Raw genomic sequence first — 12,607 nt, 5'->3', positions numbered from 1 at the left:
CTCAGCCCCGCCTGGTCCGGACGATCTGCTCCTGCTCGACGTTGGCGTCTGCACCCTCGTCGTCGCCGGCAGTGCCGCCCACCCCGGCCAGGAAGTCGGCGCGGAACGCCTCGACGGCGGCGCGCAGGGCCTCCGTCGTCGTCTCGTCGAGCTTGCCCGTGGTCGCGATCGTCGGGAGGACGTCCGTGTGGCGACGCAGGTGCTCGATGAGCCCCGTCTCGAACCGGCCGACGTCGGAGACCTCGACGTCGTCGAGGTAGCCCTTCGTGCCGGCCCAGATCGAGACGACCTGGTCCTCGACCGGGTACGGCGAGTACTGCGGCTGCTTGAGCAGCTCCATGAGGCGGGCACCCCGGGTGAGCTGCTGGCGCGACGTCGGGTCGAGGTCGGAGGCGAACATGGAGAACGACTCCATCGCCCGGTACTGCGCGAGGTCGAGCTTCAGCGTGCCGGAGACCGACTTCATCGCCTTGACCTGGGCCGCACCGCCGACTCGGGAGACGGAGATGCCGACGTCGACGGCGGGACGCTGGTCGGCGTTGAAGAGGTCCGACTGGAGGAAGATCTGGCCGTCGGTGATGGAGATGACGTTCGTCGGGATGTACGCCGAGACGTCGTTCGCCTTCGTCTCGATGAGCGGGAGCCCCGTCATCGAGCCGCCACCCAGCGCGTCGGAGAGCTTCGCGCAGCGCTCGAGGAGGCGGGAGTGCAGGTAGAACACGTCACCGGGGTACGCCTCGCGGCCCGGCGGGCGGCGCAGGAGGAGCGACACGGCGCGGTAGGCCTCGGCCTGCTTGGACAGGTCGTCGAAGACGATGAGGACGTGCTTGCCCTGGTACATCCAGTGCTGGCCGATGGCCGAGCCGGTGTAGGGGGCGATGTACTTGAAGCCGGCCGGGTCGGACGCGGGGGCCGCGACGATGGTCGTGTACTCCAGCGCCCCGGCGTTCTCGAGCGCCGCACGGACCGACGCGATCGTCGAGCCCTTCTGGCCGACGGCGACGTAGATGCAGCGGACCTGCTTGTCCGGGTCGCCGCTGTCCCAGTTCGCCTTCTGGTTGAGGATCGTGTCGATGGCGATGGCCGTCTTGCCGGTGCCGCGGTCGCCGATGATGAGCTGACGCTGGCCGCGCCCGATCGGGATCATCGAGTCGATCGCCTTGATGCCGGTCTGCAGCGGCTCGTGGACGCTCTTGCGCGCCATGACGCCGGGCGCCTGGAGCTCGAGGGCGCGGCGACCCTCGGTGGCGATCTCGCCGAGGCCGTCGATGGGGTTGCCCACGGGGTCGATGACGCGCCCGAGGTACCCGTCACCGACGGCGACGGAGAGGACCTCGCCCGTGCGGTGGACGGCCTGGCCCTCCTCGATCCCGGCGAACTCGCCCAGGACGACGACGCCGATCTCGCGGACGTCGAGGTTGAGGGCGAGGCCCAGCGTGCCGTCCTCGAAGCGGAGCAGCTCGTTGGCCATGGCGCCGGGGAGTCCCTCGACGCGGGCGATGCCGTCACCGGCGACGGAGACGCGCCCGACCTCCTCGCTCACCGCCTCGGCGGGTTCGTAGGAGTCCACGAAGCTGTCCAGCGCAGCCCTGATCTCCTCGGGCCTGATCGTCAGCTCAGCCATGTGCTTTCCTTCGCTTCGGCGACCGCACGGTCGCGGTGGTTCTCATCAGTGGGCCGGCGGAACGCTGCACGCAGCCGGCGGGTGTCTTGGTCGTCCTCAGCCGGCGAACCGGCGCTGAGCATCCTGCAGCCGGGCGAGCACGGTGCCGTCGATGACGTCGGCGCCGATCTCCACCCGGATCCCGCCCATGACGGCGGGGTCGATCCCCACGTTGACCTGGACCGCCTGGCCGTACGCCCGGCGGAGGATCTCGGCGAGCCGCTCCTCCTGGGCGTGGCTGAGCGGGGCGGCGGCGGTGACCGTCGCGACGAGCCGCGAACGACGCGCGGCGGCCAGCTGCCCGACCCGACGCAGCGCGCTCGTCAGGGACGACTCGCGCCGCACCAGGACGATCCGCTCCACGAGGAGCCGGGTCTCGGGCAGGACCCGTGCACCGAGCACGGTCCCCGCGAGGGCGAGGCGCCGCTGGGGGGCGACCTCCATGTCGGACAGCGCGAGCCGCAGGTCACGCTCGCGGGCGAGCAGCCGGTCGACGAGGAAGATCTCCTCCTCCACCTGCACGAGCTCGCCCCGTGACTGCGCGGCGGCCAGCACGGAGCTGGCGCCGAGCTCCTCGAGGGCCTCGGTGAGGTCCTCGTCGGAGGACCACCGCGAGCGGACGAGTCCGCCGAGGAGGTCGACGACCTCGGGCTCCACGCGGGCCCCGAAGAGCGAGGCGACGAGCCGGGACTTGTCCTCGCCGTCCCGCGCCGGGTCGCCGAGCGCCCGACGCAGCGACGCGGACTCGCCGAGGGTGTCCGCGACGGCGAAGAGCTGCTCGCCGAACTGCCGGGCACGCTCCCCGCTCGCCCGCAGGACGGGCTCCCAGCGCTCGCTCGCCGCGGCCACCGAGGTCTGGCTCGTCGCGCGCATCACGCCTCCGTCGCTGGGGCCACCCGCACGCCGGTGGGCGCCGGGGCGGCCTGCTGGTCGAGCTCGTCGAGGAAACGGTCGACGACGCGCGAGCGTCGCGCCTCGTCGGCGAGGGACTCGCCGACGATCCGCGAGGCGAGCGTCGTCGCCAGCGCGCCGACGTCCGCCTTGAGGGCGATCTCGGCCTGCTGACGCTCGGCCGCGATCTGACGCTGGGCACCCGCGAGGATGCGGTCCGCCTCCGCCTGGGCCTTGCCCTGGGCGTCGGCGACGATCTGCTTGCCGTCCTCCTGCGCCCGCTCGCGGATGGCGACGGCCTCACGCCGCGCGGCGACGATCTCCGCGTCGATCTGCGTGCGCGCCTGCGCGGCCTCGGCCTGCGCGGTCTCCGCCTGCTTGAGCCCGCCCTCGATGCGCTCGGCGCGCTCGTCGAGGATCCTCGTCAGAGCCGGGACGACCTTCCAGACCAGCACGCCCGCGATGACCCCGAAGATCAGCAGGGACCAGACGATGTCGTAGATGGCGGGGAGGAGGATGTTGTACTCCCCCTCCTCCGCCGCCACGACGAGGGCTGCGGGAGTCATCAGAAGACGAAGCCGGCGGCCAGGCCGATGAGGCCGAGGGCCTCGACGAGGGCCATACCGATGAACATGTTGATGCGCAGCGGGCCGGCGACCTCAGGCTGACGCGCCACCGCCTCCTGCGTCTTGGCGACGAGGAGACCCAGGCCGATGCCGGGGCCGAGCGTCGCGAGACCGTAGCCGATGGTTGCGATGTCTCCGGTGATCTCCATGTGGAGCGGTTCCTTCCAGTGGTGTGACCGGGCGTTGCCCGGCGTGGGCGGGTCGTGCAGCTGAGGTGCAGTACGGCGAGCCCGAGGCTCAGTGGCTCTCGACCGAGAGGTTGATGTACACGGCCGTGAGGAGGGCGAAGATGTACGCCTGCAGCGCGGCGATGAAGATCTCGAACAGCGTGAAGGCGAAGCCCGCCGCGAGGGTGAGCGCCCCCATGCCGGAGAGGATGCCCGTGGTCTGCAGGAAGAGGAAGTGCGTGGCCGAGAAGCACAGGACGAGGAGCAGGTGCCCCGAGACCATGTTGGCCAGGAGCCGGATCGTCAGCGTCGCCGGCCGCAGGATGAAGGTCGAGAGGAACTCGATCGGCGCGAGGATGATGTAGATCGGCCACGGGACGCCCGGCGGGAACAGCGTGGTCTTGAGGTAGCCCCACGCGCCGTGCGCCTTGATGCCGGCGCCGACGAAGGCGACGAACGCCACGATGGCGAACACCAGCGGCATGCCGATGACGGACGTCCCCGCGATGTTGAGGAACGGGATGATGCCCGTGATGTTCAGGGCGAGGATGCCGAAGAACATGACGAAGAGCAGCGGCGTGTAGCGCCGGCCCAGCTCCTTGCCGAGGACCTCGGTGGCGATGCTGTTGCGGACGAACTCCAGGCCCATCTCGGCGACCGACTGGGCGCGCCCCGGGACGAGGCGCGGGCGGCGGACCGCCAGCAGGAACAGGGCGAGGAGGACGAGCGCGGCGATGACGCGCACGAGCGTGATCCGGTTGAACTCGAAGAGCGTGCCTTCGAAGAGGATCGGGGCGGGGAAGAAGTCCGCCAGCGAGGGCGCGTGGAACCCCGAGTCCTCCTCAGCGGCGCGCGTGGTCGCGGCGAGGACGAGCGTGGCGAACAGAACTACCCCCAGGGTGAGAGCCGTGCGTCGGGCGCGTCCCAGGCGTGCCACTGCGCAGCGTTCCGGGGACTTGGGAATCCTAACCTATGGCCGCTGCCCGCCACGACTACCGGGGCCCGTCCGTGGGCCCCGCGCCGGTCCACGGGTCGGCTCCGGGCTCGACGTTGGGGATCCGGGCCTTGAGCATCGCCGAGAACTCGATGGCCAGGGACCCGAGGAGTGCGACGACGAGCACGCAGAAGAAGACCCCCGGGGAGTAGAAGTCCCGGTCGCGCACGAGGACGAGGACGATGATGACGACGACCGTCTTCACCAGCCACGCCCCCACGCCCGCGCCGCTGGCGACGTAGATCGGCTTGTCGGCGGTGAGGAGCATCGTCAGCGCCGTGCCCAGGGTGAAGAGCGCCGCGATCCCGGCGGCCATGAGGGCGCCCCACACCCCCGGCATCCCGGTGAGCACTCCCCCGATGAGCGCCCCGCCGACGGCGAGGACGACGACGAGGGCAGTGAGGCGCCGCAGGATGGTGCGGAACATGGCGCGGGTGGCTCGGGTGGTGTCCGACTCGGTCATGGTGTCGCTTTCGTCGAGGGGCGGTGGCGTCGAAGGCCGGGGAGCTGGGCGATGGTCACCGCGGCGGCGAGCACGACCGCCACGCCGGCGCCGATGACGACGACGCGGGTGGAGAACAGCGCCAGCGCCGCCGCGCTGAACGCGAAGACCGTCGTCCACAGGTACATGATGAGGACGGCCCGCCGCTGGCTGTGGCCGAGGGCGAGCAGGCGGTGGTGCAGGTGCAGGCGGTCCGCGTGGAAGGGCGACTGCCCGGCCCGCAGCCGCCGGACCACGGCCAGACCCATGTCGAGCAGCGGCAGCAGCATGACCGCCACCGGCAGCAGGATCGGGAGGAAGGCCGGGAACACCTGGCCGGCGGAGTACGCGGCGGGGTCGATCTGCCCGGTGACCGTGATGCCGGCGGCCGCCACCGTGATGCCGAGGAGCATCGACCCGGAGTCCCCCATGAAGATCCGCGCGGGTGAGAAGTTGTGCGGCAGGAACCCCAGGCACACGCCGACCACGGCGACGATGATCACCGCGGCGAGGCTCGAGTAGTCGCTCGGCGTGTCGATCCGGGTGAGCACGTAGGTGTAGACGAAGAACGCCAGGCCGCCGATGCCCACCATGCCGGCCGCCAGGCCGTCGAGGCCGTCGACGAAGTTCACCGCGTTGATGGCGGCGACGACGACGACGACGGTGGCGATGAGCGAGAGCCGGGCGGAGCCGATGGTGACGCCGCCGACGGGGAAGGTGATGAGCTGGACGCCCTGCCAGGCGATGAGGCCGGCGGCGAGGACCTGCCCCACGAGCTTGGTCATCCAGTCGAGGTCCCAGATGTCGTCGGCGACCCCGAGCAGGCACACGACCGCCGCGCCGCCGAGGATCGCCCAGGGCTCGTTCCCCGCGAACACCCCCGCGAGGAACGGCACCCGTGAGGCGACCACCATGGACACGGCGAACCCGGCGAGCATGGCGAGCCCGCCGAGCCGCGGGGTGGGGATCGTGTGGACGTCGCGCGCGCGCACGGGGGTGAGCGCGTTGGTCACCCGTGCCAGCCGGCGCGCCACCGGGGTCATGACGAACGTCGTCGCGGCGGCGACGAGGAGGACCAGCAGGTAGACCCTCACCGCGGACCGCGGCCGTCCCTGCCCGCGTCCGACGGTCCGGCCGCCGGGCCGCCGCCGGCCGGAGGGACGTCCTGCGGGACGGGGTCCGCCGCGGGAGCGGGCGCGTCCTGCCCGGCGAGGTCTGGCTCGGGCGCCGCGAGCGCGGGCACCACCTCGGCGAGGACCGCCCGGCTCAGGGCGCCCTCCCGCAGGATCCGCGGGACGGGGCCGGTGATGTCGACGATCGTGGAGGCCGTGCCGCCGCGCGAGGGGCCGCCGTCGAGGTAGACGGCGACGGCGGCGCCGAGGTCCTCCTGCGCCTGCTCCGCCGTGGTGGCCGACGGGCGGCCCGAGAGGTTGGCGCTGGAGACGGCGAGCGGCCCGGTGCGGGCCAGGAGGGCGAGGGCGACCTCGTCGTCGGGCATCCGCAGCGCGACGGTGCCGGCGGTCTCCCCGAGGTCCCAGGCGAGCGACGGCTGCGCACGGCAGATGATGGTGAGGGGGCCGGGCCAGAACCGCTCGACGAGCGCGGTGACCTCAGCGGGCACGTCCGTGGCCAGGCCCGCCACCGTGCTCGGGGACGGGACCAGGACGGGCGGCGGCATGTGCCGCCCGCGCCCCTTGGCGGCGAGCAGCGCGGCGACGGCGCGCGGGGTGAAGGCGTCCGCGGCGATGCCGTAGACCGTGTCCGTCGGCAGGACGACGAGGGCGCCACGGGCGAGGGCGTGGACCGCCTCGTCCAGGGCGGGCCCGCGGGTGGCCGGGTCGGTGCAGTCGTACACGCTCACGGCCACGATCTTCCCATGCCGGGCCGCTGCACCGCCCCGACCGGCGCGCCGGGACTGCGCGCCGCGTCGCCGGCCACTGCGCGGCAGTGGGATCCTTGCGGCGATGAGCCCGTCCGCCCGCCGCGCCCTCCTCGCCCTCGCCGTCGTCGTCAACCTCGCGGCCCTCTATGCGCCGAGCCTGCCGAGCACCGGGGCCACGAGCGTTCCGGGCTCGGACAAGGTGGGCCACGTCCTCGTCTTCGCCCTGCTCACCGCCGCCGGCCTCTTCGCGGGCGTCCCGGCGCGGTGGTGGGTGCCGCTGCTCGTCGCGCACGCAGTGGGCAGCGAGGTCGTCCAGGACCTCTTCCTGCCCCGGCGCTCCGGCGACCCCCGCGACGCGCTCGCCGACCTCGCCGGCGTGGCCGTCGGGTGGTGGCTGGGGGCGAGGCTCAGGACCCGGTGGCCCGCCGAGCCAGGACCATCCGGTCCCGTCCGGTGAGGTCCGGGGCGGTACGCACGGCGGCGAACGCGCCGGTGGACGCCACGAGCTCGCGCACCGCCGCCGCCTGCACCTCGGCGTGCTCCATGACGAGGACCCCACCGCCGCGCAGCAGCCGGGCCGCGGTCCGCACCACCGCGCGCGGCACCGCGAGCCCGTCGGGCCCGCCCCCGTAGAGCGCGAGATCCGGGTCGTGCTCGCGGACCTCGGCCTCCTGCGGCACGGCGTCCGGGGGGATGTAGGGCGGGTTGGCGACGACGACGTCGACCGCGCCGTCGAGCTCGGGCAACGCGTCGGCCGCATCGCCCGCGACCAGTCGGACGGCCGGGGCGTGGGCGGCAACGTTGCGGCGGGCGACGGCCAGGGCGGCCTCGGACAGCTCCACCGCCCACACCTGCGCGTGCGGCACCTCGGTGGCCACCGCCAGCGCGATCGCGCCCGAGCCGGTGCACAGGTCGACGACGACCGGCCGCCCGCCGACCGCCCGCGCCGCGGCGATCGCCTCCTCAGCGACGACCTCGGTCTCCGGCCGGGCGATGAAGGCGCCGGGTGCCGCCGCGAGCACGAGGTGGCGGAACGGCATCCGCCCGGTGATGTGCTGCAGGGGCTCGCGCGAGCGGCGGCGGTCGACGAGCTCCGCGAAACGTGCCAGGGCCTCGGGCGTCGGCGCGGGCGCCATGACGAGTACGAGGTGGTCGACGCCGAGGACGTGGGCGGCCAGGGCGAGGGCGTCGACCCGGGGCGAGGGCACGCCGGCGTCGGCGAGGAGGCGCGTGGCGCCGTCGACCGCCTCGCGCCACGTCCGCACGGACGTCACGTCAGCGAGCCGCGGCGACGGCGAGGCGCTCGGCCTCGTCGAGCTCGACCGCGGAGGCGATGACCGGGTCGAGGTCGCCGTCGAGCACCTGGTCGAGGTTGTACGCCTTGTACCCGGTCCGGTGGTCGGCGATCCGGTTCTCGGGGAAGTTGTACGTGCGGATCCGCTCCGAGCGGTCGACGGTGCGCACCTGCGACCGGCGGGCCTGGGACGCGGCAGCGGCGGCCTCCTCCTGGCGGGCGGCGAGCAGCCGGGCCCGCAGCACCCGCATGGCCTGCTCGCGGTTCTGGAGCTGGGACTTCTCGTTCTGCATCGACACGACGATGCCCGTGGGCACGTGGGTGATGCGGACCGCGGAGTCCGTGGTGTTGACGCTCTGGCCGCCGGGGCCCGACGACCGGTAGACGTCGATGCGCAGGTCGCCTCCGTCGATCTCGACCTCGCCGGGGTCGTCGACCTCGGGCAGGACGAGGACGCCGGCGGCCGAGGTGTGGATGCGGCCGGAGGACTCCGTCACGGGCACGCGCTGCACCCGGTGGACGCCGCCCTCGTACTTCAGCCGCGCCCACACGCCGTCGTCGGGGTCGGCGTGGTTCCCGCGCGCCTTGACCGCCACGGAGACGTCCTTGTAGCCCCCGAGGTCGGACTCCGTCGCCGAGAGGACCTGGGTGGACCAGCCGTGCCGCTCCGCGTAGCGCAGGTACATCCGCAGGAGGTCGCCGGCGAAGAGCGCCGACTCCTCACCGCCCTCGCCCGCCTTGATCTCGAGGATGACGTCGCGGGTGTCGTCGGGGTCCCGCGGGACGAGCACGGTGCGCAGCTCGGCGGCGGCCCGCTCCGCCTCGGCGCGCAGGGCGGGCAGCTCGTCGGCGAAGGACTCGTCCGTCTCGGCCAGCTCGGCCGCCGTCTCGGCGTCCTCCGCGGCGCGCCGCCACGCCTGGTAGGCGGCGACGACGCGGGAGAGCTCGCTGTAGCGGCGCGACAGCGTGCGGGCCCGGCCGGCATCGGCGTGGAGGGCCGGGTCCGCCAGGGCGCGCTCGAGCTCGGCGTGCTCGGCGAGCATCGGGCTCACCGCGGCAAAGTCCTCGCTCATCGCGACCCCTCCCTCACTGCCCGGGCCACCGTGGCGGTGGCAGACGACAGCGCCGGTGGGGAGCTCCCCACCGGCGCTGCTCGGTCCTTACTTGCCGGCGTTCCGCTTGCCGTAGCGCTGCTCGAAGCGCGCCACCCGGCCACCGGTGTCGAGGATCTTCTGCTTGCCGGTGTAGAAGGGGTGGCAGGCGCTGCAGACGTCCGCGCGGATCTCGCCGCCGGGGGCGGTCGAGCGCGTCGTGAACGTGTTGCCGCACGTGCACGTCACCTCGGTGGTGACGTAGTCGGGGTGGATGCCCTGCTTCATAGATCTCTCCTCGAGTCTCGGCCCCGGGTCGCTGGCGGGTGCCAATGCGTGAACCGGTAGCCGACGGACGATTATTCCATCTCTGCGACGCGCCTGTGACGTGACGCCGCTCACCACTACTGCAGCACGAGCTCCGACTCGGCACTCGACGCGCTCGTGCCGGGCGTGGTCTTGGCCACCGTGAGGAGGAACTCGGCGTTGGAGCCGGTCCCCCGCAGCTTGCCCAGGAGCAGCTCGATCGCCTGCTGCTGGTCGAGGGCCCCCATGACGCGGCGGAGCTTCCAGATGATCTTGAGCTCCTCCGGGCTCATGAGGAGCTCCTCGCGCCGGGTCCCGGAGGCGTTGACGTCGACGGCGGGGAAGATCCGCTTGTCGGCGAGCTGACGGGACAGCCGCAGCTCCATGTTGCCGGTGCCCTTGAACTCCTCGAAGATCACCTCGTCCATCTTCGACCCGGTCTCCACGAGCGCCGAGGCGATGATGGTGAGCGAGCCACCGTGCTCGATGTTGCGGGCGGCCCCGAAGAACTTCTTCGGCGGGTAGAGCGCGGAGGCGTCCACACCACCGGAGAGGATCCGGCCCGACGCCGGCGCGGCGAGGTTGTAGGCCCGCGAGAGCCGGGTGATGGAGTCGAGGAGCACGACGACGTCCTGCCCCAGCTCGACGAGCCGCTTCGCCCGCTCGATGGCGAGCTCGGCGACGATGGTGTGGTCGGAGGCGGGCCGGTCGAAGGTCGAGGCAATGACCTCGCCCTTGACCATGCGCTGCATGTCCGTGACCTCCTCGGGGCGCTCGTCGACGAGCACGACCATGAGGTGGGCCTCGGGGTTGTTCACCGCGATGGCATTGGCGATCTGCTGCATGATGATCGTCTTGCCGGCCTTGGGGGGCGCGACGATGAGGCCGCGCTGGCCCTTGCCGATGGGGGCGACCATGTCGATGACGCGCGGCGTGATGGCCTTGGGCGTCGTCTCCAGGCGCAGGTGCTCCTGCGGGTAGAGCGGGGTGAGCTTGGTGAACTCCGGCCGCTCACGGGCCCGCTCGACCGTCATGCCGTTGACCGTGTCGAGGCGGACGAGCGCGTTGAACTTCTGGCGCTGGCCGGCCTGGTCGGGGTCCTGGGGCTGACGGACCGCGCCGGTGACGGCGTCCCCGCGGCGCAGGCCGTACTTCTTCACCTGGCCGAGGGAGACGTAGACGTCGTGGTTGCCGGGCAGGTAGCCGCTCGTGCGCACGAAGGCGTAGTTGTCGAGGATGTCGAGGATGCCGGCGACGGGCAGCAGGACGTCGTCCTCGGTGACCTCGACCTCGTCGAAGCCGAGGTCGGTGCCGCGGCGCTTGCGGTCCCGGTTCCGGTCGCGGTTGCGCCGGCGGTTGCCGCGGCTGGTGCCGTCCTCGGCGCGCAGGAGCGGGGCGCCGCCACGGGCGGCCTCGGCCTCGCGGCGCACGTCGATCTGGACGGCGTCGGTCGCCTCGCCGTTCGTCCGGGACCGGCGCGGCGCGCGGCCGGTAACGGTCCCGACGGCGTCGAGCGCCCGGGCGTGCCGGTCGTCGTCGCCGCGGTGGCGCTGGGCGTCCTCGTCGCGGGGGGCGGGAAGCTCGATGGCCTCGAGCGCGCTGAGGACGTCGCGCTCACGGCCGCCGGGGTTGCGCTCGGGCGAGTCGGCCTGCGGCTCGGCCACGGGCGGGGTGACGGCGGGCGGGGCGGCCTGGGCCGACCGCGCGCGGCGGTTCGTCCGCTCGGCCCGGGTCGAGGGCCGGGTGGCCGACGTCGGCTCGGACTCGGCACGGACGGGCTCGGTCCGGGCCGGCTCGGCCTCGGCGCGGGCGGGCTCGGTGCGGGCCGGCTCCGTGCGGGCGGGCTCGGTGCGGGCCGGGGCGGCTGCGGCCGGCGCGGACCGCGCGTCGCGGATGGCGGAGACGAGGTCGCTCTTGCGCATGCGGCCGGTGCCCTTGAGGCCCATCCGCCCGGCGAGCTCCTGGAGCTCGGCCAGGCGCATGGCGCTCAGCGAGCCACTCTGGGCGCCGGTGCCAGCGTCGGTGCTGGCGGTGGACGCGGTGGCGTCGTGCTGTTCTGTCACGAGGTTCCTTCCCCGGTGAGTCGGCGTGCGGTTCTGCAGGCCGATAGGGATGTGCCCGGCGGGTGCGGGCGATGATGTGGGACGCCGCACGAGGCACGTGCGCGCCGAGGCGCACTGGATCGGGGCTGGCACCGCTGGACGAAGGGGTGACGCTCAGATGACGCGATCCGTCGGGGGGCGGTGCTCCTGACATCGTAGCACCCGGCCCCGGCCCGGTGGGGGGCTTCGGGCCGCGGCCGCTCAGGCGGGGAGCACCGCTGCGCCGGCCCGCGCCACGCCCGGTTCGCCGACCCGCCAGCCCTGCGCGGCGAGCGTCGAGCGGGTGGCGTCGTCGAGCCTGCCGAGGACGAGGACCGTCGGCCCCGCGCCCGACACGACCGCCGGGTGGCCGCGCCGGCGCAGCGCCCGCACCAGCGCCAGGGTCTCCGGCATCACGGCAGCGCGGTAGTCCTGGTGGAGCCAGTCCTGCGTGGCGGGCAGGAGGAGGTCGGGGCGTCCACCGAGCGCGAGGACGAGGAGGGCGGCGCGGGCGAGCGTGCGGGCGGCGTCGGCGTGCGGGACGACGTCGGGCAGCACGGCCCGCGCCCGCCGGGTGAGCAGGCGGTTCTCCGGCACGAGGACCGTCGGGAAGAGGTCGGACGCGACCGGGACCCGCTCGGCGTGCGGGCCGTCGTCCCCGACCCAGGCGACGGTCGCCCCGCCGAGGAGGGCGGGCGCCGCGTTGTCCGGGTGGCCCTCGAGCTCCGTGGCGAGGGCGAGGAGCGAGGCGTCGTCGAGGGGGGACGACGGCCCCAGCAGCCCGCGGGCCGCCACCAGCCCGGCGACGACGGCGGCGGCGGAGGAACCGAGCCCACGGCCGTGCGGGATGCGGTTGTCGCAGACGAGGTCGAGCCCGGCCTGCGGCGCACCGGCAGCCTCGAGCCCGGCGCGCACGGCGCGGACGACGAGGTGGTCCTCGCCCTCCCCCACCGTCCCGGCGCCCTCGCCACGGACGGTCACGGTGGTGGGCCCGGCGACGGCGCGCACGTCGACCTCGTCCCAGATCTCCAGAGCGAGGCCGAGCGAGTCGAACCCCGGTCCCAGGTTCGCGCTGGTCGCCGGGACGCGCACCCGCACCCGGTCGTGCACCAGCCGCGCGCTCATCGCCGG

General features: G+C 73.7%; 14 protein-coding genes. 1 reads left to right on the top strand and 13 read right to left on the bottom strand.

What is annotated here, in order from left to right:
- Position 1 precedes the first annotated feature (1 nt).
- The 8 genes from atpA to EBO36_RS03605 form a co-directional block, all read right to left on the bottom strand.
- Positions 2–1,624 (bottom strand): F0F1 ATP synthase subunit alpha, encoded by a 1,623-nt coding sequence (atpA, locus tag EBO36_RS03640; RefSeq protein WP_122823409.1) that lies wholly within the window; start codon positions 1,622–1,624, stop codon positions 2–4.
- A 96-nt stretch (positions 1,625–1,720) separates the two neighbouring features.
- Positions 1,721–2,536 (bottom strand): F0F1 ATP synthase subunit delta, encoded by an 816-nt coding sequence (locus EBO36_RS03635; RefSeq protein WP_122823408.1) that lies wholly within the window; start codon positions 2,534–2,536, stop codon positions 1,721–1,723.
- A complete protein-coding gene (locus tag EBO36_RS03630) occupies positions 2,536–3,120 on the bottom strand; it encodes a F0F1 ATP synthase subunit B (protein WP_122823407.1) in 585 nt (194 codons plus the stop codon). Before EBO36_RS03630 ends, EBO36_RS03635 begins: the two co-directional genes overlap by 1 nt.
- On the bottom strand, positions 3,120–3,329 hold the full coding sequence (atpE, locus tag EBO36_RS03625) for an ATP synthase F0 subunit C (protein ID WP_187695840.1): 210 nt from the start codon (positions 3,327–3,329) through the stop codon (positions 3,120–3,122). Before atpE ends, EBO36_RS03630 begins: the two co-directional genes overlap by 1 nt.
- A gap of 88 nt (positions 3,330–3,417) precedes the next feature.
- Entirely contained in the window at positions 3,418–4,284 is an 867-nt protein-coding gene (atpB, locus tag EBO36_RS03620) for a F0F1 ATP synthase subunit A (RefSeq protein WP_241237130.1), read from the bottom strand.
- A gap of 55 nt (positions 4,285–4,339) precedes the next feature.
- Positions 4,340–4,804 (bottom strand): Cg1360 family ATP-synthase-associated protein, encoded by a 465-nt coding sequence (locus EBO36_RS03615; protein WP_122823406.1) that lies wholly within the window; start codon positions 4,802–4,804, stop codon positions 4,340–4,342.
- Positions 4,801–5,916 carry an MraY family glycosyltransferase gene (locus EBO36_RS03610; RefSeq protein ID WP_122823405.1) on the bottom strand — a complete coding sequence of 372 codons (1,116 nt, stop codon included), beginning with the start codon at positions 5,914–5,916 and terminating at the stop codon, positions 4,801–4,803. The genes EBO36_RS03615 and EBO36_RS03610 overlap by 4 nt, the downstream gene beginning before the upstream one ends.
- Positions 5,913–6,683 (bottom strand): L-threonylcarbamoyladenylate synthase, encoded by a 771-nt coding sequence (locus tag EBO36_RS03605; RefSeq protein ID WP_465253912.1) that lies wholly within the window; start codon positions 6,681–6,683, stop codon positions 5,913–5,915. The genes EBO36_RS03610 and EBO36_RS03605 overlap by 4 nt, the downstream gene beginning before the upstream one ends.
- Before the next feature lie 103 nt (positions 6,684–6,786).
- Here EBO36_RS03605 and EBO36_RS03600 point away from each other — a divergent pair, with 103 nt between their 5' ends.
- On the top strand, positions 6,787–7,161 hold the full coding sequence (locus EBO36_RS03600; RefSeq protein WP_122823404.1) for a VanZ family protein: 375 nt from the start codon (positions 6,787–6,789) through the stop codon (positions 7,159–7,161).
- On the opposite strand, the gene prmC is transcribed toward EBO36_RS03600, so the two are convergent.
- The 5 genes from prmC to thrB form a co-directional block, all read right to left on the bottom strand.
- Entirely contained in the window at positions 7,112–7,969 is an 858-nt protein-coding gene (gene prmC, locus EBO36_RS03595; RefSeq protein ID WP_244925354.1) for a peptide chain release factor N(5)-glutamine methyltransferase, read from the bottom strand. The two genes, EBO36_RS03600 and prmC, sit on opposite strands and share 50 nt — an antisense overlap.
- A 10-nt stretch (positions 7,970–7,979) precedes the next feature.
- Positions 7,980–9,071, bottom strand: a complete 1,092-nt coding sequence (gene prfA, locus EBO36_RS03590; protein WP_122823402.1) for a peptide chain release factor 1 — start codon at positions 9,069–9,071, stop codon at positions 7,980–7,982.
- Positions 9,072–9,158: 87 nt separating this feature from the next.
- A complete protein-coding gene (rpmE, locus tag EBO36_RS03585) occupies positions 9,159–9,377 on the bottom strand; it encodes a 50S ribosomal protein L31 (RefSeq protein WP_122823401.1) in 219 nt (72 codons plus the stop codon).
- Between the two features lie 116 nt (positions 9,378–9,493).
- A complete protein-coding gene (rho, locus tag EBO36_RS03580) occupies positions 9,494–11,377 on the bottom strand; it encodes a transcription termination factor Rho (RefSeq protein WP_122825427.1) in 1,884 nt (627 codons plus the stop codon).
- A gap of 321 nt (positions 11,378–11,698) precedes the next feature.
- The gene (thrB, locus tag EBO36_RS03575; RefSeq protein ID WP_122823400.1) at positions 11,699–12,601 is read right to left on the bottom strand and encodes a homoserine kinase; all 903 of its coding nucleotides are present in this window, start codon (positions 12,599–12,601) and stop codon (positions 11,699–11,701) included.
- Positions 12,602–12,607: the final 6 nt, after the last annotated feature.

It is taken from the genome of Georgenia faecalis, assembly GCF_003710105.1.
Lineage (GTDB): Bacteria > Actinomycetota > Actinomycetes > Actinomycetales > Actinomycetaceae > Georgenia_A > Georgenia_A faecalis.
This window is presented reverse-complemented; position numbering and strand designations above follow the sequence as displayed.

What these genes read in the sequence shown, in the direction of transcription:
- rpmE (WP_122823401.1), bottom strand. Translation starts at nt 9,377, where the DNA reads ATGAAGCAGGGCATCCACCCCGACTACGTCACCACCGAGGTGACGTGC.
- rho (WP_122825427.1), bottom strand. Translation starts at nt 11,377, where the DNA reads ATGCGCCTGGCCGAGCTCCAGGAGCTCGCCGGGCGGATGGGCCTCAAG.
- EBO36_RS03630 (WP_122823407.1), bottom strand. Translation starts at nt 3,120, where the DNA reads ATGACTCCCGCAGCCCTCGTCGTGGCGGCGGAGGAGGGGGAGTACAAC.
- EBO36_RS03635 (WP_122823408.1), bottom strand. Translation starts at nt 2,536, where the DNA reads ATGCGCGCGACGAGCCAGACCTCGGTGGCCGCGGCGAGCGAGCGCTGG.
- thrB (WP_122823400.1), bottom strand. Translation starts at nt 12,601, where the DNA reads ATGAGCGCGCGGCTGGTGCACGACCGGGTGCGGGTGCGCGTCCCGGCG.
- EBO36_RS03615 (WP_122823406.1), bottom strand. Translation starts at nt 4,804, where the DNA reads ATGACCGAGTCGGACACCACCCGAGCCACCCGCGCCATGTTCCGCACC.
- atpE (WP_187695840.1), bottom strand. Translation starts at nt 3,329, where the DNA reads ATGGAGATCACCGGAGACATCGCAACCATCGGCTACGGTCTCGCGACG.
- atpA (WP_122823409.1), bottom strand. Translation starts at nt 1,624, where the DNA reads ATGGCTGAGCTGACGATCAGGCCCGAGGAGATCAGGGCTGCGCTGGAC.
- EBO36_RS03600 (WP_122823404.1), top strand. Translation starts at nt 6,787, where the DNA reads ATGAGCCCGTCCGCCCGCCGCGCCCTCCTCGCCCTCGCCGTCGTCGTC.
- prfA (WP_122823402.1), bottom strand. Translation starts at nt 9,071, where the DNA reads ATGAGCGAGGACTTTGCCGCGGTGAGCCCGATGCTCGCCGAGCACGCC.